26 protein-coding genes are annotated in these 20,819 nt (G+C 58.4%); 14 read left to right on the forward strand and 12 right to left on the reverse strand.

Annotated features, from left to right (window positions below):
- Positions 1-17 precede the first annotated feature (17 nt).
- Entirely contained in the window at positions 18-1,322 is a 1,305-nt protein-coding gene (preA, locus tag H9Q16_RS18195; protein ID WP_191076907.1) for an NAD-dependent dihydropyrimidine dehydrogenase subunit PreA, read from the forward strand.
- Between the two features lie 3 nt (positions 1,323-1,325).
- On the opposite strand, the gene H9Q16_RS18200 is transcribed toward preA, so the two are convergent.
- Entirely contained in the window at positions 1,326-1,781 is a 456-nt protein-coding gene (locus tag H9Q16_RS18200) for a hypothetical protein (RefSeq protein ID WP_191076908.1), read from the reverse strand.
- A gap of 194 nt (positions 1,782-1,975) precedes the next feature.
- Positions 1,976-2,554: a TetR family transcriptional regulator C-terminal domain-containing protein gene (locus H9Q16_RS18205; protein ID WP_425507715.1), complete on the reverse strand. Its 579-nt coding sequence runs from the start codon at positions 2,552-2,554 to the stop codon at positions 1,976-1,978.
- Positions 2,555-2,748: 194 nt separating this feature from the next.
- Here H9Q16_RS18205 and H9Q16_RS18210 point away from each other — a divergent pair, with 194 nt between their 5' ends.
- The 9 genes from H9Q16_RS18210 to H9Q16_RS18250 all read left to right on the forward strand — a co-directional run bounded on the left by H9Q16_RS18210 (position 2,749) and on the right by H9Q16_RS18250 (position 11,504).
- Positions 2,749-3,999, forward strand: coding sequence for a Zn-dependent hydrolase (locus tag H9Q16_RS18210; RefSeq protein WP_191076910.1), 1,251 nt, complete (start codon positions 2,749-2,751; stop codon positions 3,997-3,999).
- Positions 4,000-4,060: 61 nt separating this feature from the next.
- The gene (locus H9Q16_RS18215) at positions 4,061-4,384 is read left to right on the forward strand and encodes a hypothetical protein (protein WP_191076911.1); all 324 of its coding nucleotides are present in this window, start codon (positions 4,061-4,063) and stop codon (positions 4,382-4,384) included.
- A gap of 62 nt (positions 4,385-4,446) precedes the next feature.
- A complete protein-coding gene (hydA, locus tag H9Q16_RS18220; RefSeq protein ID WP_191076912.1) occupies positions 4,447-5,907 on the forward strand; it encodes a dihydropyrimidinase in 1,461 nt (486 codons plus the stop codon).
- Complete coding sequence (locus H9Q16_RS18225; RefSeq protein WP_281403165.1) at positions 5,907-6,263, forward strand: RidA family protein; 357 nt, start codon at positions 5,907-5,909, stop codon at positions 6,261-6,263. The genes hydA and H9Q16_RS18225 overlap by 1 nt, the downstream gene beginning before the upstream one ends.
- Positions 6,260-7,033, forward strand: a complete 774-nt coding sequence (locus H9Q16_RS18230) for an ABC transporter ATP-binding protein (protein WP_191076914.1) — start codon at positions 6,260-6,262, stop codon at positions 7,031-7,033. The genes H9Q16_RS18225 and H9Q16_RS18230 overlap by 4 nt, the downstream gene beginning before the upstream one ends.
- A 237-nt stretch (positions 7,034-7,270) precedes the next feature.
- Positions 7,271-8,134, forward strand: coding sequence for an ABC transporter permease (locus tag H9Q16_RS18235; RefSeq protein WP_191076915.1), 864 nt, complete (start codon positions 7,271-7,273; stop codon positions 8,132-8,134).
- Positions 8,131-8,973, forward strand: coding sequence for an ABC transporter permease (locus H9Q16_RS18240; RefSeq protein WP_191076916.1), 843 nt, complete (start codon positions 8,131-8,133; stop codon positions 8,971-8,973). Before H9Q16_RS18235 ends, H9Q16_RS18240 begins: the two co-directional genes overlap by 4 nt.
- Before the next feature lie 38 nt (positions 8,974-9,011).
- A complete protein-coding gene (locus H9Q16_RS18245) occupies positions 9,012-10,001 on the forward strand; it encodes an ABC transporter substrate-binding protein (RefSeq protein WP_191076917.1) in 990 nt (329 codons plus the stop codon).
- Between the two features lie 129 nt (positions 10,002-10,130).
- Positions 10,131-11,504: an alpha/beta fold hydrolase gene (locus H9Q16_RS18250; RefSeq protein WP_191076918.1), complete on the forward strand. Its 1,374-nt coding sequence runs from the start codon at positions 10,131-10,133 to the stop codon at positions 11,502-11,504.
- Between the two features lie 80 nt (positions 11,505-11,584).
- Here H9Q16_RS18250 and H9Q16_RS18255 read toward each other — a convergent pair whose 3' ends face one another.
- The 4 genes from H9Q16_RS18255 to H9Q16_RS18270 form a co-directional block, all read right to left on the reverse strand.
- Entirely contained in the window at positions 11,585-12,139 is a 555-nt protein-coding gene (locus H9Q16_RS18255) for a L,D-transpeptidase (RefSeq protein ID WP_191077141.1), read from the reverse strand.
- Between the two features lie 166 nt (positions 12,140-12,305).
- Positions 12,306-12,512, reverse strand: coding sequence for a cold-shock protein (locus H9Q16_RS18260; RefSeq protein WP_191076919.1), 207 nt, complete (start codon positions 12,510-12,512; stop codon positions 12,306-12,308).
- 188 nt (positions 12,513-12,700) lie between these two features.
- A complete protein-coding gene (locus tag H9Q16_RS18265; RefSeq protein WP_191076920.1) occupies positions 12,701-12,892 on the reverse strand; it encodes a hypothetical protein in 192 nt (63 codons plus the stop codon).
- Positions 12,893-12,967: 75 nt separating this feature from the next.
- Positions 12,968-13,396, reverse strand: coding sequence for a hypothetical protein (locus H9Q16_RS18270; protein ID WP_191076921.1), 429 nt, complete (start codon positions 13,394-13,396; stop codon positions 12,968-12,970).
- A 116-nt stretch (positions 13,397-13,512) separates the two neighbouring features.
- Here H9Q16_RS18270 and H9Q16_RS18275 point away from each other — a divergent pair, with 116 nt between their 5' ends.
- Positions 13,513-13,854, forward strand: a complete 342-nt coding sequence (locus tag H9Q16_RS18275; RefSeq protein WP_191076922.1) for a BrnA antitoxin family protein — start codon at positions 13,513-13,515, stop codon at positions 13,852-13,854.
- Here H9Q16_RS18275 and H9Q16_RS18280 read toward each other — a convergent pair.
- The 5 genes from H9Q16_RS18280 to ettA all read right to left on the reverse strand — a co-directional run bounded on the left by H9Q16_RS18280 (position 13,851) and on the right by ettA (position 17,379).
- The gene (locus H9Q16_RS18280; protein ID WP_216859499.1) at positions 13,851-14,069 is read right to left on the reverse strand and encodes a CopG family antitoxin; all 219 of its coding nucleotides are present in this window, start codon (positions 14,067-14,069) and stop codon (positions 13,851-13,853) included. The genes H9Q16_RS18275 and H9Q16_RS18280 overlap by 4 nt on opposite strands.
- The gene (locus H9Q16_RS20930) at positions 14,059-14,214 is read right to left on the reverse strand and encodes a BrnT family toxin (protein WP_191077142.1); all 156 of its coding nucleotides are present in this window, start codon (positions 14,212-14,214) and stop codon (positions 14,059-14,061) included. The genes H9Q16_RS18280 and H9Q16_RS20930 overlap by 11 nt, the downstream gene beginning before the upstream one ends.
- A 75-nt stretch (positions 14,215-14,289) precedes the next feature.
- Positions 14,290-14,952 carry a DarT1-associated NADAR antitoxin family protein gene (locus H9Q16_RS18290; protein WP_191076924.1) on the reverse strand — a complete coding sequence of 221 codons (663 nt, stop codon included), beginning with the start codon at positions 14,950-14,952 and terminating at the stop codon, positions 14,290-14,292.
- Positions 14,953-15,483 (reverse strand): DarT ssDNA thymidine ADP-ribosyltransferase family protein, encoded by a 531-nt coding sequence (locus tag H9Q16_RS18295; protein ID WP_191076925.1) that lies wholly within the window; start codon positions 15,481-15,483, stop codon positions 14,953-14,955. It abuts the gene before it with no gap.
- Positions 15,484-15,723: 240 nt separating this feature from the next.
- Positions 15,724-17,379 carry an energy-dependent translational throttle protein EttA gene (gene ettA, locus H9Q16_RS18300; RefSeq protein ID WP_191076926.1) on the reverse strand — a complete coding sequence of 552 codons (1,656 nt, stop codon included), beginning with the start codon at positions 17,377-17,379 and terminating at the stop codon, positions 15,724-15,726.
- 50 nt (positions 17,380-17,429) lie between these two features.
- On the opposite strand from ettA, the gene H9Q16_RS18305 reads away from it, so the two are divergent.
- From H9Q16_RS18305 to H9Q16_RS18315, 3 genes are all read left to right on the forward strand, one after another.
- A complete protein-coding gene (locus H9Q16_RS18305) occupies positions 17,430-18,740 on the forward strand; it encodes an alpha/beta hydrolase (protein ID WP_246455863.1) in 1,311 nt (436 codons plus the stop codon).
- A gap of 14 nt (positions 18,741-18,754) precedes the next feature.
- Entirely contained in the window at positions 18,755-19,204 is a 450-nt protein-coding gene (locus tag H9Q16_RS18310; protein WP_191076927.1) for an MOSC domain-containing protein, read from the forward strand.
- A gap of 158 nt (positions 19,205-19,362) precedes the next feature.
- A complete protein-coding gene (locus H9Q16_RS18315; protein WP_191076928.1) occupies positions 19,363-19,977 on the forward strand; it encodes a nicotinate-nucleotide adenylyltransferase in 615 nt (204 codons plus the stop codon).
- Here the strand turns inward: H9Q16_RS18315 and H9Q16_RS18320 are convergent.
- Positions 19,960-20,784 carry a DMT family transporter gene (locus tag H9Q16_RS18320; protein ID WP_191076929.1) on the reverse strand — a complete coding sequence of 275 codons (825 nt, stop codon included), beginning with the start codon at positions 20,782-20,784 and terminating at the stop codon, positions 19,960-19,962. The two genes, H9Q16_RS18315 and H9Q16_RS18320, sit on opposite strands and share 18 nt — an antisense overlap.
- Between the last annotated feature and the right edge of the window lie 35 nt (positions 20,785-20,819).

The following is a 20,819-nucleotide window of genomic DNA, read 5'->3' on the forward strand; positions in this document are numbered from 1 at the left end:
CCTACGGGAGACGTAATATGGCTGATCTGACGAGCAATTTCCTGGGGATCACATCCCCCAATCCATTTTGGCTGGCTTCCGCGCCACCGACAGACAAGGAATACAACGTTCGCCGCGCGTTTGAGGCTGGCTGGGGCGGGGTTGTCTGGAAAACGCTCGGGTCCGAAGGACCGCCGGTGGTCAACGTCAATGGGCCCCGGTATGGCGCAATCTATGGTGCGGATCGGAGACTTTTGGGGCTCAACAACATCGAATTGATCACGGACCGGGATCTTTACACCAATCTTGAAGAGATCAAGCGCGTCAAAGCCGACTATCCTGACCGGGCAATCATCGTCTCAATCATGGTGCCCTGTGAAGAGGGCGCGTGGAAAGCTATCCTTCCGCTGGTCGAGGAAACCGGCGCAGATGGCATTGAACTGAACTTTGGCTGCCCCCACGGGATGAGCGAGCGGGGCATGGGTGCGGCTGTCGGACAGGTGCCGGAATACATCGAAATGGTGACCCGATGGTGCAAGCAGTATTATTCAAAGCCGGTCATCGTGAAACTGACACCGAACATCACCGATGTGCGCAAACCCGCCGCCGCTGCCAAGGCCGGTGGGGCGGATGCGGTTTCACTGATCAATACGATCAATTCGATCACCTCGGTCAACCTCGACACGATGTCGCCGGAACCTTCGATTGACGGCAAGGGATCGCACGGTGGCTATTGCGGGCCTGCGGTGAAACCGATTGCAATGTCCATGGTTTCGGAAATTGCGCGCAATCCGGAAACTCACGGACTGCCGATTTCGGGCATCGGGGGCATCACCACATGGCGTGACGCGGCAGAATTCATCACACTGGGCTGTGGCAATGTGCAGGTCTGCACGGCGGCCATGACCTATGGTTTTAAGATCGTACAAGAGATGATCAGCGGCCTGTCCGAATGGATGGACGAGAAAGGCCACACCAGCATTGACGATTTCTGCGGCGCAGCCGTGCCCAATGTAACGGATTGGCAGTACCTCAACCTGAATTACGTCGCCAAAGCCAAGATTGATCAGGAACTGTGCATTTCATGTGGCCGTTGCTTCGCCGCTTGCGAGGATACGAGCCATCAGGCGATTGCCATGTCCAATGACCGCACCTTTACCGTAATCGATGAGGAATGCGTGGCTTGTAACCTGTGCGTCAATGTCTGCCCGGTGGAAGACTGCATTACCATGGAAGCGATGAGGCCCGGCGAAACGGATCCGCGTACAGGCGACGTGGTCCAGCCGGAGTACGCAAACTGGACCACCCATCCCAACAATCCTGCAGCAAAAGCAGCAGAATAGGCGTCACCCACGGCCCGACATCATCTTGAGAAAGGGCGATGTCGGTAGCGGGTCGGGCATTTGTATTTCGATCGCCTGCGCTGCGGGGGCAGAGGGGACAAGGCCGGCCGGGGACCGCAGGCTGCTATCTTGGTCGTTGGGCTGAACCGTCGCTGAGGCGTCGCTTTCGCGTGATTGGGCGCCGACTACGGAATTGGCCGTGGCATTTGGCGGGCGTTCGGTGCGGAGAGCATCGCGACGGTCGCTCAGCACCGCTTGCTGGCTGGCCGACCCTATACTGCGCCCCTGACCGGAACCCGTTCCGGTATAGGAGGCTGCGTTTCCCGCGCCCCGTGCCGTGCTACCAGTCTGTGCCGGTGTTACGGCGTGTATGGTCAGAGGCGCAACAGGCCCCTCCGTGGCCGCCTGCGGTGCTGAAGGCACCGACGCAAATGGATTTGTAAGCAGAATAGAAGACATTTCCCGCTCCTTGCTGTCTGTCAAAGGAGCCCACACCCAGTTCACGTAGTGCCACGAAGAAATGAATAAGGATTTAACGCGAAAAATCGAAGAAGAATGGTCTCGCGCAACCTGACACCGGATGAGCGCCTGACGTCAGGGGCGAAGGGCAAAGAACTCGCTGCGATCTGTGTTTTGAACCTATTTTCAGTCCCTTAGAGGGCAAGCAATTTGCCAAACATCGTCTGCAAATGTGCCGATGCGCGCGCGTGCGGATCTTGCTCGCCTGGCAGTAACACATTCACCTGCACCTCAAAGTCAGCGTAATGCTGTGTGGTCGCCCAGATTGAGAAAATCAGGTGCTGCGGGTCCAGCGGCGGCAGTCTGCCTGCGTCAATCCATCCCTGGATGACGTTGCATTTCTCGTCAAAGAGCGGACGCAGACCTGTTTCAAGATCTGGCCGCATACGTGGCGCCCCTTGCAAGATTTCACCCGCAAAAAGGCGACTTTCACGTGGCAGATCCCGCGCCATATCGACCTTGCGTTGGACGTAAGCTAGAATCTCGGCCTGCGGGTCGCCAGCCGCATTCATTGCGCGCAATGGGTCCAGCCAGGTTTCCATCAACTGGTTCAACAAGGTGACATGAATGTCCTCTTTTCCGTCGAAGTAATAAAGGATGTTGGGCTTGCTCAGCCCGGCGCTACCGGCAATCTGGTCCAGCGTCGACCCGCGATACCCATGGCGCGAAAAAACTTCCAGCGCGGCATCCAGAATCGTGCGACGGTTACGCAATTGAATGCGACTTGGTTTCTTGGGCGCTCCATCGGGCAACGGCGGTCTCCGGGTCGGTTTTTGGGCAGGGGAACCAAATTTTCTCCCCCTCAGCGGCCCTCTTAAAAGCAGTCCTTGACAGACACCAGTCTAGCCGTAATCGTGGATTTACCAAATGGTAAAATTTTTATCCCCTCGCCTGCAAGGAGCATGTCATGGCCGCACCCGGAGAGAACCTGAAAATCGACCCGGATCGGTTGTGGGACAGCCTTATGGAAATGGCCAAGATCGGCCCAGGTGTGGCAGGCGGGAACAACCGCCAGACCTTGACGGATGAAGACGGCGAGGGCCGTGCACTTTTTCAAAGGTGGTGCGAGGACGCTGGCTGTACCATGGGGCTGGACCAGATGGGCAACATGTTTGCGCGCCGTGAAGGGGAAGACCCGGACGCGCTGCCGGTTTACGTGGGCTCGCATCTGGACACACAGCCTACGGGCGGAAAATATGACGGTGTGCTTGGTGTCTTGGGTGGGCTTGAGATTATTCGAACGCTGAACGATCTGGGCATCAAAACCCGTCATCCCATCGTGGTGACAAACTTTACCAACGAGGAAGGCACTCGCTATGCGCCTGCCATGCTCTCTTCGGGGGTCTTTGCGGGCATTCACACGCAGGACTGGGCCTATGCCCGCGAAGATACGGACGGCAAAAAGTTCGGTGACGAACTCAGTCGCATCGGTTGGCGCGGCGATGAAGAGGTCGGCGCGCGTAAGATGCGTGCGTTTTTTGAGCTGCACATTGAGCAGGGTCCTATCCTCGAGGCTGAGGGAAAAGACATCGGGGTGGTGACACATGGTCAGGGGTTAAGCTGGACGCAGGTGACCGTTACAGGCAAGGATTCGCATACCGGCTCGACGCCGATGCCGATGCGCAAGAACGCTGGATTGGGAATGGCGCGAATCCTTGAGAAAGTGGATGAGATTGCCTGGTCGCACAAGCCTCACGCGGTCGGCGCGGCGGGGCATATCGACGTGTATCCCAACTCGCGCAATGTGATCCCCGGCAAGGTGGTATTTACGGTCGATTTCCGATCGCCCGATCTGAGCGTCATTGAAGACATGGAAGCGCGGCTGCGCGTTGAAGGCGGAAAAATCGCGGACGAGATGGGCCTAGAGATTGAATTTGAAAAGGTCGGCGGTTTTGATCCGGTGACCTTTGATGAAGGATGCGTCACAGCCGTGCGCGCTGCCGCAGAGCGGCTGGGATACTCGCATATGAACCTGATTTCGGGTGCTGGGCATGATGCCTGCTGGATTAACCGAGTAGCCCCCACAGCGATGGTAATGTGCCCTTGTGTCGACGGACTTTCGCATAACGAGGCCGAAGAGATCAGCCGCGAATGGGCCCAAGCCGGTGCGGACGTGCTGATGCATGCGGTGGTGGAAACGGCGGAGGTTGTCGGGTGAAGCTGGGTGCGTTTTCTTTGAAAGAAAACGGTCGGAATTTCTCAAAAATTCCGGTGCGTGCATGACGGCGCAAGGCCATTCGATAGCCGGGCGCATTGATGCTTTGGTAGATGCAGAGGTGTCCGAGGCGTTGATGAGTGCTGACGTTGTAGCGCGACGCACAGCGCAGGAATTTGCCCTGGTCCGGCGCATCCCGCGCGAGGTGACGGTGACCTTTTCCGGTGGCATCACGCAGCGCTGCTGGTCCGTGGCGAAAGGCGATGGCACATATCGGGTGGTCTACCTGCCTACGGCAGAGTACTTTTCGCTCTGCGTAGAGAGCGACTTTGGTCCACTGGACATTGGTGTGCATGGGCCTGCGTTGGGGTGTTTTGGATCGGTTTAACTTTCGGGGCTCTGCCCCGGACCCCGGAGTTTATCCGGAAAGATGAAGATGGGAGTGACACGATGAGCAAAGTGATCAAAGGCGGGCAGGTGTGCACCGCAGACCGGACATGGAAGGCTGATGTGCTGATCGAGGGGGAAATCATCAAGCAGATTGGTGAGGATCTTTCGGGCGACGAGTATATCGATGCTGAAGGCGCCTACGTGATCCCCGGCGGGATCGACCCGCATACGCATCTGGAGATGCCCTTTATGGGCACCACTGCCGCCGAAACTTTCGAAAGCGGTACATGGGCGGCCGCGGCTGGCGGTACCACCATGGTGGTGGATTTTTGTCTGCCGGGTGCCGACGGATCCATCAAGAACGCGATCAACGAATGGCACCGCAAGTCTGCGCCTCAGATCTGCTCCGACGTCGGCTATCACATGGCGATCACCGGTTGGGACGAGACAGTTTTCAACGAGATGAAGGATGCCGTTGAGATGGGCGTCAATTCCTTCAAGCATTTCATGGCCTACAAGGGGGCCTTGATGATCGAGGATGACGAAATGTTCGCCTCTTTCAAGCGCTGTGCTGAACTGGGTGCACTGCCGATGGTGCATGCCGAGAATGGCGATCTGGTCGCCGAGTTGCAGGAGAAATACTTCAATCAGGGCATCACAGGGCCAGAGGGCCATGCCTATTCGCGGCCCCCCGAGTTGGAAGGAGAGGCCGCCAACCGCGCGATCACGATCGCCGACACGGCCGGTGTGCCACTCTACATCGTGCACGTGTCCTGCGAGCAGACGCATGAAGCCATTCGGCGCGCGCGGCAAAAGGGCATGCGCGTGTACGGAGAGCCACTCATTCAATTCCTGACACTGGATGAGTCCGAATATTTCAACAAGGATTGGGATCATGCCGCACGTCGCGTGATGTCCCCGCCTTTCAGGTCCAAGGACCATCAGGATTCGCTTTGGGCAGGCTTGCAGGCGGGTTCGCTGCAAGTCGTCGCGACCGATCACGCGGCGTTCAACACCGAGCAAAAGCGCGCAGGTCGGGATGATTTTCGGATCATTCCAAACGGGTCCAACGGGTTGGAGGAACGGCTGGCCGTGCTCTGGACCGAAGGGGTGGAGACCGGGCGGCTGACGCCCAATGAATTTGTCGCGGCGACATCGACCAATGTTGCCAAGATCCTAAACATCTACCCGCGCAAGGGGGCGATCGTGGAAGGCGCGGACGCGGATATTGTCGTTTGGGACCCCAAGATCACCAAGACGATTTCGCCTGCGAACCATCATTCGGTGCTGGATTACAACGTCTTTGAAGGGTTCGAGGTCAAGGCGCAATCGCGCTATACGCTCAACCGGGGCGAAGTGATCTGGGCTTGGGGGCAGAATTCGCAGCCCAACCCAGGGCGCGGCAAGTTCATTCCACGGCCTGCGTTCCCTTCTGCGAACGTGGCGCTCAGCAAGTGGAAACAACTGACGAGCCCCAAAATGATCAAACGTGATCCGCTAAATATTCCGGCAGGGATTTGATGTCAGAGCAATGGGGCAAAATACCCGGCGGTGCCCGGGGGCGTTGCAGTGCTGTGACGGCAGGTGGATTGGTCTACGCGGTTTCAACCGACCCGGAGAATGCTGACGGTATTGCCGCGCAAACGACAGGCGCGTTGCGAGAACTTGAAAGCCTATTGGACGAGGCGGGTAGCGGCAAAGACAGGATCTTGCAGGCGACGGTGTATCTTGCCGATATTGCCGATAAATCTGCAATGGATGCCATCTGGAATCTATGGATTGGCGCGGCGAAAAATTGGCCTCAGCGGGCCTGCGTCGGTGTTGCTCTGGACACCGGATGCCTGTTTGAGATTGTGGTGACGGCGGCTGTGAAATGACGATTATTCAAGCGCAGAACCTCGATCTGACGTTCCAGACAAACGATGGGCCGATCCATGCACTGAAGGACGTTTCGCTCGATATCGAGAAAGGGGACTTTATTTCCTTTATCGGGCCATCAGGCTGCGGCAAGACGACCTTTTTGAGGGTGATGGCGGATCTTGAGCAGCCGACAGGCGGGTCCGTGACGGTCAATGGTGTTGCGCCGGAGGATGCGCGCAAGGCGCGGGCGTATGGCTACGTGTTCCAGGCTGCGGGCCTTTACCCGTGGCGCACGATTGGAGGCAATATCCGGCTGCCATTGGAGATCATGGGGATATCCAAAGCAGAGCAAACCGAGCGAGTGGCACGTGTGCTGGAATTGGTGGAACTGGCGGGGTTTGAAAAGAAGTTCCCCTGGCAGCTTTCAGGGGGCATGCAACAACGGGCGTCGATCGCTCGGGCGCTGAGCTTCGACGCGGATATTCTGCTGATGGACGAACCCTTTGGCGCGTTGGATGAGATTGTTCGCGATCATCTGAACGAGCAATTGCTCAAGCTGTGGGATCAGACCGGAAAGACGATAGCTTTTGTGACGCATTCGATCCCGGAGGCTGTTTATCTCAGCACCAAAATCGTGGTGATGTCGCCGCGTCCCGGACGGATTACCGATGTGATCGACAGCCCGCTGCCAAAAGATCGCCCCTTGGATATTCGCGACACGCCCGAATTTCTGGAAGTGGCGCATCGGGTGCGCGATGGGCTGCGTGCGGGGCATTTGGATGAATAGGGGCGCTAAAGCGGCCCGGTTGGGCAAGACAGGTCTCACCCGCCCGGGTCCGCTCCGCCGTTTGTGTGGGGAGGCGAGGTCCCCTTTCAACGTTCACGGCCATCGGCATGCCTGCCTGTACCGCTCTGCCATTAAATCCAGGATTCCTTTCAATGTTCTTAAAATATGCAAAGGACAGAGCCTGCCGCACGCCATCGCGTTTGCATATTTGGGGAACATTGAAACTGGGGTTGTACAATGAGAGCCGCTGTGTTGCCGATTCTGACCGTGGTCGGGATCATATTTGTGCTGTGGTATGCGGCCGCTGTATGGCTCAATGCGCCTTGGGCCTATGATAAGGCCACGCGGTCAGGGGCGGATATGCATTTTACCGCCTTGGTTGAGGATACCTGGTCTCAGGAGAAACCCAAGTTGCCAGCGCCGCATCAGGTTGGGGCAGAGCTTTGGAAAACGACCGTCGAGAAAAAGATTACCTCCAAACGGTCACTGATTTATCATTCATGGATCACGCTGAGCGCCACTTTGCTTGGGTTTTTGCTGGGCACTGGCCTCGGCGTCTTGCTGGCGATCGGGATCGTGTTCAACCGAACCATGGACATGTCGGTAATGCCCTGGGTCATTGCCAGTCAGACCATTCCCATTCTGGCGATTGCGCCGATGATCATCGTGGTGCTGAATGCCGTAGGAATTTCAGGTCTGCTGCCGAAAGCGATGATTTCGATGTACCTGTCATTCTTCCCCGTGGTTGTGGGCATGGTTAAAGGCTTACGCAGCCCTGATCAGATGCAGTTGGATCAGATGCGGACCTGGCACGCCAGCGCAAGCCAGACGTTCTGGAAGTTGCGGTTGCCCGCTTCTATGCCCTATTTCTTTACCTCGCTGAAAATCGGGATGGCGGCGTCCCTGGTCGGCGCGATCGTCGGTGAATTGCCGACAGGGGCTGTGGCCGGTCTTGGGGCGCGGTTACTTGCCGGCAGTTATTACGGGCAGACCATTCAGATCTGGTCGGCACTGATCATGGCCGCGGCCCTCGCTGCGGCAATGGTGGGGCTCATTGGCGCAGTGCAACGGGTGACGCTTAAGCGGATGGGAATGGCATGATCGGGTGGATTGGCTTTGCGATTCTTGCCTGGTTCGCCGGAATGCTGGTAAATTCCTGGCTGGCGCGAGACCCCGGTGTGCAATGGCGCCGCCTGGCAGCGCCCATCGTTTTTGGCGCGACCATGATCGCCGCTTGGGAAGGTATTGTCCGTGGATTTGACATCAGCGAGGTCCTGTTGCCTGCGCCTTCCGTCATTGCGGCGACCTTTGCCGCCTCGCTCGATATTCTTTGGGTCGATTTTGTCCAGACGGTCATCAAGGGCGCACTGTCAGGGTATCTCATCGGATGCGGCGCCGCATTTTTGATTGCCGTTGCCATTGACCGCTACCCTTTCTTGCAGCGCGGCCTGCTGCCGGTGGGGAATTTCGTCGCGGCCTTGCCCATTATCGGTATGGCCCCCATCCTCGTGATGTGGTTCGGGTTTGATTGGCAATCAAAGGCGGCGGTGGTCGTGGTCATGGTGTTTTTTCCTATGCTGGTGAACACGGTACAGGGTCTGCAGGACACCGGTGCCATGCAGCGCGACCTGATGCGGACCTACGCGGCGAGCTATTGGCAAACACTTTTCAAACTGCGTCTGCCCGCAGCAATGCCGTTCATCTTCAACGGTCTCAAGATCGGGACGACACTGGCCCTGATCGGCGCAATCGTTGCTGAATTTTTCGGCTCTCCGGTCAAAGGCATGGGCTTTCGCATCTCCACATCTGTGGGGCAGCTTGCACTTGATCTTGTCTGGGCCGAGATTGTCGTGGCAGCGATTGCAGGCTCAACCTTTTACGGGGTCATGGCGTTGATCGAGAAATCGGTCACTTTCTGGCACCCAAGCCAACGAACCTGATATACTGAAAACCACTAACCAATAGGGAGTAAACAAAAATGAAAACATTCACCAAGATCGCGGCAGGCGCCGCGCTGGGGCTTTGGGGGACGCTCGCGCATGCTGCGGATGATGTCACGCTGCAGCTCAAGTGGGTCACGCAAGCACAGTTTGCAGGCTATTATGTTGCGCTCGACAAGGGGTTCTACGAGGAAGAAGGCCTGAACGTCACCATCAAGCCCGGCGGGCCGGACATTGCGCCCACGCAGGTACTTGCAGGCGGTGGCGCAGACGTTACGGTTGAGTGGATGCCGGCGGCGCTGGCGGCACGCGAAAAGGGCCTCAATATGGTCAATATCGCGCAGCCGTTCAAATCATCCGGCATGATGCTGACCTGCCGCAAGGATGCGGGCATTGCCAGCACAGATGACTTCAAGGGCAAGACACTGGGCGTTTGGTTCTTTGGCAACGAATTCCCCTTCCTGAGCTGGATGTCGCAACTGGGCATTCCGACAGATGGCAGTGATGGCGGTGTCGAGGTGCTCAAACAGGGTTTCAACGTTGATCCGCTTTTGCAGAACCAGGCGGCGTGTGTGTCGACCATGACCTACAATGAATATTGGCAGGTCATTGATGCGGGTCTGACGCCGGATGATCTGGTGACGTTCAAATACGAAGATGAAGGCGTCGCCACGCTGGAAGACGGGCTTTACGCACTTGAAGAGAACCTTGCCGACCCGGCTTTCGAGGACAAAATGGTCCGCTTTGTGCGCGCCTCCATGAAAGGGTGGAAGTACGCCGAAGAGAACCCGGATGAGGCCGCTGAGATTGTGCTCGACAATGACGCATCCGGTGCGCAGACCGAGAAGCACCAGAAGCGGATGATGGGAGAGATTGCCAAGCTGACGGCAGGGTCCAACGGTGCCCTGATCGAAGCGGACTACCAGCGCACGGTTGACTCGCTGCTGGCAGGGGGGTCCGATCCGGTCATCACCAAGGCACCCGAGGGGGCCTGGACCCATGCGATCACGGACAAGGCGCTGAACTAAAAAGTCAGGCGTCTGAAAAAGGAAGGGCCGATGTCACGTGACGTCGGCCCTTTGTCATTCCGGGCACGCGCAGACTGTTACGAGTGTGTCTGATGCGCTACCCTTTGGGAAAGCCTGTATGGAAGACCCATGACCCGCCGCATCGCTGCCATCCTTTCCCTCGACGTCGCAGGTTTTGGCCAGATGATGGAAACCGATGGCGATCAGACCATGCGGCAGTTGAACGAGGTGTTGCGCAAGGTCGTCAGGCCGGTTGTGAAGCAACAGGGGGGCAGTATCGTCAAACTGATGGGCGATGGACTGCTGGCCGAGTTTCCCGCTGTGGGCGATGCGATCCGCGCAACGCGGTCCATTCAGGTTCAGATGCGAGACTATGCCGTCCGGATGCGCGCAGGTGTGCATGTCGGGGATATCACCGTTTCCGGAAACGACGTCTTTGGCGACGCCGTCAACATCGCGGCACGCCTGCAATCTGCTGCACAGCCCGGCAATGGATTGATCAGCCGGCTTGCTGTTGATCTTGCTGGGGGCAGCCTGGGGGCGGATGTCACCCTCAAGCGTGAAGGCGCGCTTAGGCTGAAAGGCATTGCGGACGCGGTTGACGCCTTCTCCCTTGATCTAAGCGGAGGGCGCGCCGCGAAAAAACTGGCCGCATACCAAAGGGCGCAGGACATCCGGTTTGCTGCATCGCACGATGGCGTCAAGCTGGCGTGGACAGCGGTGGGGGATGGGCCCCCCTTGGTCAAGGCCCCGAACTGGATCTCTCATCTTGAACTTGACTGGCAGTCTCTCAACGGCGGTTGGCTGGCCGAACTTGCCGATAGGTACCGTGTTGTGCGCTTTGATCAACGGGGCAACGGCCTGTCTGATCGGGACGTGCCCGCGCTTTCGCTTGATCATTTCGTGAGCGATCTCAAAGCGATATATGACGCCGCCGGTATCGAGCGCGCGCCGCTTTTTTGCAAATCGCAAGGGGCGGCAATCGGGGCCGCTTTTGCGGCGCGGTATCCCGAACGGGTAAGCGGGATCATCGCCATGGGGGCCTTCAGGGAAGGACCTCTGGTCCGTGCTGAGCCGCGCCATGTAGAACTGACCGCTGCGCTGGATGCGATGGCGCGGGTCGGTTGGGATGATGATTACCCCTCAGTGAGGGATCATTTTGCGAGTGTGCTGGCCCCGGATGTATCCCCCGATGACCAGAGGCGTTTCGCGACGATCATGCAGGAGAGCATCACAGCAGAGGCCTTTGCGCAGTTCCGCGAAAGCGTCGGCCACCTAAGTGTCCGGGATATCTTGCCCAAGGTACGCTGCCCCGTGCTGGTACTGCATGCGCGTGGCGACAGGATGCATCCGGTTGAGCAGGGGCGGAGTTTTGCCGCCGGGATTTCAGACAGCCGATTTGTTGCACTGCCTTCGCGCAATCACGTCATGCCAGCTTTCGATCCAGCGTGGCCTCAGGCGCTGACACTTATCGAAGAGTTTCTGGCGAAAGTGAACCGCTGATCTCATTTCAGCAGGTAGGATCTGGCCAAAGAAAAGGCCGGTTCAGTGACCGGCCCTTTTGCATCCATTTGGTACACGCGTCAGAGCACAGTTACGACCGTGCCCAGAGGCACGCGGGCATAAAGATCGATGACATGTTCGTTCATCATCCGGATGCAACCGTTAGACACCGACCGACCGATCGATCCCGGCTGGGTCGTACCATGGATCCGGAAATACGTGTCTTTGCCGTTCTGAAAGAGATAGAGCGCGCGTGCGCCAAGCGGGTTTCCGGGGCCACCGGGCTGGGCTTCTGTGTTGCCGATGAAGCGCTTGTAGTTCTCTGGCTCCCGCTCGATCATCTCGTCTGTGGGGCGCCATGTCGGCCACTCTTTCTTGACGTCGATGGTGGCAGTTCCGGTAAACTCCAGACCGGCCTTGCCAACGCCAACGCCATAGCGCAGCGCCTTGCCGGGTTCGGTCACGTAGTAAAGATAGTGGCTGCGCGGCAGGATCAGCAACTGGCCGGGCTGATACTGGCGCTTGATGCCAACCTCTTGGGGGGTCGCATCGAAAACAGCGGTCTGGGCAGAGGCAATCTGCGGCAGAGCCGTGGCTGCAAGGGAACTGGCGAGAAATGTACGGCGGCGCATCATATGCTCCATGAACTGTGTGTGGCGGGTGCCCTGTTTTCGCATTTGCGATTCGTCTGGTGCAAGGCGCGTAGAGCAAAAAACCGACCGTTGTTGCACAACGGTCGGTCAATTTTGCGTGTGGTCGGTGGCTTTTTGCCGATCCCGCGGGACAGGCCCGCCAAAGACCTTAGGCGATTGCGATATTCACCGCAGATTCGCGACCGTCACGGCCTGCTTCCACGTCGTATGTCACCTTCTGGTCGTCGGCGAGGCCGGTCAGGCCAGCGCGCTCAACTGCAGAGATGTGCACGAACACGTCCTTGCCGCCAGTTTCAGGTGCGATAAAGCCGAAGCCTTTGGTTGTGTTGAACCATTTTACGGTGCCATTAGCCATCCGTAGTCTCCTTTAAGTAGTGCCATCCGCGTAGGTGCGATGGCCCGGCGTGGTCGGTCTCGTGTCGTCCGTGGCGCCGTGTGAGGGAGACAGTGGGTCGAAAAAGAATAACGTAAGCAGGGGGGATATGGCACCTTATGACACTACTTACAAGGGTTTGCGGGTGAACCGCAGGGTTTGGACAGACGTCAGGCCGACTGTGGCGCGGCTTGCTGGAGGGTAGGGCGAAGCCGGATTGCAAAGCACAGGGCCGGCAAACCGATGCCCAAAGTCATGTATAGGGTGAACGCGGCGCTCCAGCTAAGATCAAAGAGGATGGCCCCGAAAAGCGAGGCCATGATGCCAAGGCATCCGGCCAGTACGAACAAAAGTGCAGCCATTGTTTGATCCTCCCGCTCTGGTTGATCCAATGAGCCATCAGATTGGGGCAGGAATGAGGCAGCTTTGCGTCTATTTCAGTGCGCTTCCGCTGTATCGGAAGGGGGAGTACTGTCTTGTGCCAAAGGTTCCGGTTCCGGGTCGGCGGCCTGATCCAGCACCTCTTGCAGGCGTGCTTTCGCGTCGCTCAGTTTCTGTAGCCAGTTGGTGTGTTTGAGCGCCTCGTTCGGGACGCAGTGGGTGTTGAGCGGATGGGTGGCCATGGCCGCACCGTTCACCGGGGTGGTGAGGATGCCGCGCTGGACAAGCAGGGTCTGGATTTTGGCAGCGATCCGGGGCGTGACCTGCAAATGCCGGGCCAGCATGTCAGCGGTACAGTGATTGTGCGTCCGTGCCAGCAGCGTCGCGCGGGGCAGGTGCCGGGTGATCGCGGGGCCTGCCAGCACAGGCAGCGGACGGGCGGCAACAAGGGCCGTCAGAGTGGTCAGAAAGGTGCGTCGGTGCATGGGTCGGTCTTTTGTCGGTATCACGTCGGTATCGCGTCGGTGCGACCGTTCGGTGCGTCGCCGGCCAGTTAATACCTTTTTACAATGCTGGAACACCCCTGATTCCGGAGACCAGAATGCCCGTCACCAAGACCCAGCGTATCGCCAGAGAACGGTTGATCTATCATTTGTGGCTGGCGGAGATCGACTATGATCTCGACGACCAGGCCCTGCGCGCGGAGGTGCCGGACGCCTGGCACACCATCGAGGCGGATCTGGATTGCCACGAGCCCAAGGTGAAGGTGTCCCTCTATCTGGACCGTTCTGTGGCGCGTGTCTTCCGTGCGATGGGCCAGGGGTATCAGGCGCGGATCAACCGGATCCTCGCGACATGGCTCCAGCACCGGGCGGCCGGGTTGCAGGAACGAGAACGCAAGCTGGTGGACCGGTTGGCGAACGGGTTCGGGAGAGAGCGCTAGATCGCCCGTTCAATGGCTTCGCGGATCAGGCGTTGATAGGGGATGCCGCGCTTGGCGGCCTTGGCCTTGAGCGCATCAACCAACGCCTGCGGCACCCGCATGTTGATGCGCGCGGTCTTGGGCTGGCGTTCCCAATCGGCGGGTTTGAACTGAGTGAGGTCGAGGTCAGACAGGTCCTGATCGAGGAAGGCTTCGGCCTCGGCGTCAGTGGTCATGGCTGGAACCTTGAGGGAAGGTTTGGTCATAGCGGGCAGACTCCTTGGCGTGCATGTAACGGGCGCTGATCGGGCGGAGTTTTTGGCCACGCCAGCAGAAAGCGATGAAGACCGGACGACCTGTTGCGGTGCGGCTGATGGCGATGAAACGCTTTCCCGGTGTGAGTGCTTAAGGCCAAGATTTTCTAGCGCCAATACCTTGCACTGGCAAATCCCGAATTCAAATTACTTCGTCTTTTTGAGAGAGCATCAGCATTCTCCTAAAAACTTCAAAATTTTCTACACATTTCAATGTCGAACCTCGCATAGAGAGGGCATGAAAAACTGCAACTGCTCTTCCCTGACAATTTATAGATTTCGTCGGGTTGAACTCAATATCCGAGTAAGCCACAAAGTCGAGATTCTCTCGTATCCACTCTTCGTGTGGTGTGATCGCCCGTAAATAGAGCCAGTCGTAGAATGCATTCTTTGGTTCTGTTTGATATTCATACCCCTCAAAAAAAAAGGAGACAATTTTTCCTTTTCCAAGCTCCCTAACCTTCTTTTTTGCTTCGAACGGATTTAAATCTGTCAATTCTTCATGTTGACCTGATTCGCTAAAAACCTTTGAGCCCTGATATACACTTTCCAAGCATTTCATTTGGCCGAAGACTTTTATCTTCAAATTGAATGCGCTTAACCTTCTGCCGACTTCCAGCGTTGATTTGGTAGAGACTTCCAAGACTGGTTGATATCCATGAGTCGCGGCCTTACGATGTAGTTCTGCGATATTTTTCTGCTTTTGCGAGGCTGCAAACCCCCCATGCCAACGAATTTCAATTGGCAGCGTTTCGACTAGGGGACCTCGCTTTCCCCTTGGAATGAAAATCGGTCGAGTCGCCATCTAGAAAACCCGTGAGATCAATCCAAGAGGAACTCTCTTTGGAACAAGAATTTCATAGCGCTCTGCGGCGTCGAGTCTCGCTTTTACTTGTGGATCTCGCCAATCAGTCCTTGTATAGATTACCTGTTCATCAATTTCTGCAAGAGCTTCGTCAAGTGGACGTAATGCGACATCTGCTTTGTTCGCAATGTCGGCTGAGAACAGTACACCGTCGCGGAGCAACACTTCAGGCTGTATCCCGAGATATCGAGGCTTGGATATACGTTCTTCCTTAAGAGCTGCAAATTTCATTGGGTGATTCATCGTTAAGCAAAGCGAAACGTAGTTGGAAACTCCTTTGTGGTCATCAGCGTCCCAACTCCATTGGTTACCTGATGGAGCGGGGGGCCAAATCTCTCGTCGTCTCATCTCGGTCTTTGAAAGCAATCCGTGCTCTTTGATCAGTTCAAAATTTGCCTCATCAGTGAAGTGATATATGAATCTGTGGTGCGTACTCTTCTTGATGCGCTGGACGAAATTTTCTACCGTCATCGATCACCTCACTATGAGACTGCTTAACTCGAACACTTCTTACCATAGCCCATGCCATCGCAACACTCTTGCTCATGGCCCCAATGTCGGGTCGGGATTCAAAAACATACAATGCCCTGCCGGACAAACTTTTTATGCTTCACCCGCTTGGGCTGGAACTGTTCCGCCACATAACACCTGAGTGCGAACGCGCTTGCAAGCAAGCGCTGCCTCGCACCCGTTGAATCTGCTCCGCAAAGTTCAACGTACAAACTTCTTATGCTTTAGCCGTTTCGGCTCCAGCGCATCCGCCCCCAACCGCCGTTTCTTGTCTTCCTCGTAGTCCTCGAAATTGCCTTCGAACCATTCGACGTGGGCTTCGCCTTCGAAGGCCAAAATATGCGTGCAGATGCGGTCGAGAAAGAAGCGGTCGTGGCTGATCACCACGGCGCAGCCGGCGAAGTCAACCAGCGCGTCTTCCAAAGCGCGGAGCGTTTCGACGTCCAGATCGTTGGTGGGTTCGTCGAGCAGCAGGACGTTGCCGCCGGATTTCAGCAGGCGCGCCATGTGGACGCGGTTGCGTTCGCCGCCGGAGAGCAGGCCGACCTTTTTCTGCTGGTCGCCGCCCTTGAAGTTGAAGGACGAGCAATAGGCGCGGGAGTTGACTTCGGCGTCGCCCAGCTGGATCAGTTCCGCACCGCCGGTGATGGCCTCCCATACCGTGTCGTCTGCGGCGAGATCATCGCGGGACTGGTCGACATAGCTCAGATCGACAGTGTCGCCGAATTCGATTGTTCCGGCGTCGGGCTGTTCCTGGCCGGTCAGCATCTTGAAGAGCGTGGATTTACCGGCACCGTTGGGGCCGATGACGCCGACGATCCCGCCGGGGGGCAGGTTGAAATCAAGCCCTTCGATCAGGAGCTTGTCGCCCATGGCTTTCTTGAGGCCCTCCACCTCGATCACCTTGTTGCCAAGGCGCTGGCCCGACGGGATGACGATCTGGGCGCGGCTGAGCTTTTCGCGCTCTGACGTTTCGGCCATTTCGTTGTAGGCGTTGATGCGGGCCTTGGATTTGGCCTGACGGGCCTTGGCACCCTGCCGCATCCATTCCAGTTCGCGTTCGAGGGTCTTTTGCTTGGACTTGTCCTCGCGCGCCTCTTGGGCCAGCCGTTTGGCTTTTTGTTCCAGCCAGTCGGAGTAGTTGCCCTCGTAGGGGATGCCGCGGCCGCGGTCCAACTCAAGGATCCAGCCGGTGATGTCATCCAGGAAATAGCGGTCGTGGGTGACGATCAGGATAGTGCCCTTGTAGTCGATCAGGTGTTGTTGAAGCCAGGCGATGGTTTCCGCATCGAGGTGGTTGGTGGGTTCGTCCAAGAGCAGCATGTCGGGCGCTTCGAGCAGGAGTTTGCAGAGCGCCACACGGCGCGCTTCACCGCCCGAAAGTTTGGCAACATCGGCGTCATCGGGCGGGCAGCGGAGGGCTTCCATGCTGACATCGATTTGTGAATCGAGGTCCCAGAGGTTCTGGGCGTCGATGTCGTCTTGCAGTTTGGCCATTTCGTCGGCGGTTTCGTCCGAATAGTTCATCGCCAGTTCGTTGTAGCGATCCAGGATGGCCTTTTTGTCGGCCACGCCTTCCATGACGTTTTCACGGACGGTCTTTGTTTCATCAAGCTTGGGTTCCTGCGGCAGATAGCCCACGCGCGCGCCTTCGGCGGCCCATGCTTCGCCGGAGAATTCGGTGTCGAGACCTGCCATGATCTTGAGCAGGGTCGATTTACCCGTGCCGTTGGGGCCCACGACGCCGATTTTGACGCCGGGTAGGAAGTTCAGGTTGATGTTTTCAAACGTTTTCTTGCCACCCGGATAGGTCTTTGAGACGCCGGACATGTGGTAGACGAACTGATAGGCGGCCATGCGCGCATCCTCTCTGGTCAAATGCGGATTCGCACCGCAATATCGCGCGCATGGGCCAAGATCAACGGACACCTCTGCGGCGATGGATCTGGGGCGTGGTGCTGGCTTGCGGGCTGGCGGCGTGCAGCATGGGTGTGCAGCTGTCGCAGCCGCCGAACCTCTATCTGGATGGGCGCAATTATCCGGCCAGTCTGGTGCCGGAGGTGTTACAGGTGGTGGATGCGCCGATCTTTTATGTCACAGATCGCGCGCCGGTGCGCACCGAGGGTCGTGTGACCGGCTATGGGACGGGCCGGTCTGATGCGATGGCCTTTGGGGCGACGCAGATCAGGTTCGGCGCCGTGGACTGGGAGGATCTGGTGGCGCGGACGCATGTGGATCGCGGCGGGCGGATATCGCGGCTTGATCTGGTTGCCCTGCGTGAGATCACGCGGTTTCCCGACATTCCCTTGCCCGCGCGGCGCCAGAGCGGGGAATTGCGCGTGACACCTGAGGCCCGATCGGAATACGAGGCCATCACGCGGGAGTTTCAGAATGCCATTCGGGCTGAGGTGCAGCGCACCGGCAACCGGCGTATTCTGGTCTATGTGCATGGGGTGAGCAATGAGTTCGACAACTCGGTGCAGACGCTGGCCAATCTGTGGCATTTTACCGGGCGGCGGTCCATTCCGGTGTCGTTCACCTGGCCTGCGGGGAATGCCGGGTTGCTGGGATATTTCCGGGACCGGGAGGCCGCGGATTTCAGCGTGTATCACGCCAAGGAATTCCTGCGGATGCTGGCCGAGATACCTGAGGTTGAAGACATTGATATCGTTGCCCATTCGCGGGGGACATCTGTGATGACCCAAGCGTTGCGCGAAATGGTGATCTACAATCGCGGCAAGGGGCTGCGGCCCAAGCTGGCGATGAAGACCGGCACACTGATCCTTGCAGCAGCAGATCTGGACATCGGAGTAGTACGCCAGCGGCTGGCGTCTGAGCGGGTGTCCGAGGCGTTCGAGCAGATCAATATTTACGTCAATCCGGACGATGTCGCGCTGCGGCTGTCATCCTTCCTAACCAAGTACCCGCGCGTTGGTGTGGCGGGGGCGGATGACTTTAAACCCAATGAACTGGCCGTCGAGCGCAAGCAGGGGCTGACGCATTTCATCCGGGTCGAAGGCGCGTCGGGGTCTGGCAGCCATTCGTATTTCCGCAACAACCCGGCGGTGTTGTCTGACATTGTGCTGGCGCTGCGCACGCGGGCCTTTCCGGGCGGCACGTTGCGGCCCCTGGAGGAGGACCCGGATACCATCTGGCGGTTGCAGCCGAACTATCCGTTAGAGCGGTTGCCAAATCTGATCGTCGAGGTAGAGCGCTGAGCGCGTTTCAGGACATGATTGCGCGTTTTGCGCAGCCGGGGCGGCTTGAAGGGATCTGGTTGCGGCCCGAAAGGCTAGAGCGGCCTGTGGTTGCCCGGAGCGCTGTGGTGGTCGACGCGGGCCTTGAGGGAGACCACGGGCGGGCGGGCAAGCGTGCCGTCACTTTGATACAGGCTGAACATCTGCCGGTGATTGGCGCGATGCTGGGGCAGGGCGCGATCGATCCTGCCGTGCTGCGGCGCAATCTGGTGGTGTCGGGGGTGAACCTGTCGGCATTGAAGGGGCGGCAGGTGGCCGTGGGAGGCGCTGTGTTGGAGATCACGGGGATCTGCGCGCCCTGTTCGCGGATGGAGGCGGCTTTGGGCGCAGGTGGCTATTCGGCCATGCGGGGGCATGGGGGGTGGTGTGCGTCTGTTGTCGGGTCGGGGGAGATTGCGGTGGGGGATGCGGTCTTGCCGGTGTGACGGGGGCTGCGATTAGTGACGCGCGGCGGGTCAGCGCCTGCCCGGGGTGGGCAGTCGATGGCCCGGCGCCTGCGGCTTGAGTCCGGGCTCGTTGATTGATTGACATCTATCGGCGATACCCCTTTGAAAGGGCGTCATGACGCTGAGGGTTATATAACATGCGGGCGGACTTTCCCTTTGCCGCGCCGGGACAGGTGATTGGTCTTTTGGGCGGATCTTTCGATCCCGCCCATGCAGGTCACGCGCATATCACCCGCGAGGCGCTCAAGCGGTTTGGGCTGGATCACGTCTGGTGGTTGGTGAGCCCCGGCAATCCGTTGAAAGCCAGCGGTCCGGCCCCGTTGGACAAGCGTATGCGACATGCCCGCGCCGTGATGCAGCATCCGCATGTCACCGTTACGGATATCGAGGCAAAGCTGGGCACGCGCTATACCGCGCAGACGCTGGCAAAACTGGTAGCGCGTTACCCGAGGGTGCGGTTTGTCTGGCTGATGGGGGCGGACAATCTGGCGCAACTGCACCTCTGGCAGGATTGGCGGCAGATCATGGAGACGGTGTGCGTGGGCGTTCTGGCCCGACCCGGCCAGCGGATTTCGGCGCGGATGAGTCGGGCGGCAATGCTGTATGCGCCGTACCGGATACCGGGACGCTACAGCCGCCTTTTGGCGCGGGCGCAGGCCCCGGCGTGGTCTTTTGTGAATGTGCCGATGGTGGATGTGTCCTCAACCGCGATCAGGGCCAGTGGCGCGTGGACCTCAGCGCAGACGGGTTGAGATCAGGCCTGCCCCAAGGATCAGCCCAAGCCCCGCCCAGGTATAGACATCCGGCAGGTCGCCAAAGATCCACCAGCCCAGCAGGACGGCCGCCAGCAATTGCAGATAGATCAGCGGTGCAAGGCGAGTGGCCGGGGCAAGGCGGTAGGCATAGAGCAACAGCAGATTGCCCATGGCCGAAAAGAGTGCACTTGCCACCGTCAGCGCCGCGATGTCGCGGGTCACGGGCGGGAAATGCATCAGGCCCCATGGCAGCAGAATCACGGCAGCGATGGAAAGCTGGGAAAAGGTCAGCGCCATGGGCGTGGCCACCCCACTGACCCAGCGGGACATGGTCAGGAACGCGCCGTAGAACAAGCCCGCGATCAGCGCCCAGATCACGCCCGGATCGCCACCCATGCCGGGGCGCACCACGACCAGCACGCCCGCAAACCCCAGCAGGATCATCAGTGTGCGCAGACCTGTGATGGGTTCGCGCAGAAAGATTGCGGCCAGCACGTAGCTGAAGATGGGGCCGACAAAGAAGGCGGCAAAGACGGTTGCCACATCCGCCGTTTGCAGGGCCGTCTGGATCGAGGTGATGCCGCCCGCCAGGATGATCGCCCGCGCCCAGATGCGCCAGTCCCGAAAGAGAGGGCCCATGCCGGTTTTGAGAAAGGGCAGCACCAGCAGCGTGCCAAGGGCAAAGCGCGACCATGCCACAAAGACCGGGGCGACGCCTTGGCCCCCGCTGAGCAGCTTGCCTGCGCTGTCCCCCGCAGGGATCAGCGACATGGCCACAAACATGATCAGGATGGCGCGTTGCATGAGGGCGCTTAACATATCAATTGATTGTGGAAAAT

The organism is Sulfitobacter aestuariivivens (assembly GCF_014763045.1).
Classification (GTDB): domain Bacteria; phylum Pseudomonadota; class Alphaproteobacteria; order Rhodobacterales; family Rhodobacteraceae; genus Sulfitobacter; species Sulfitobacter aestuariivivens.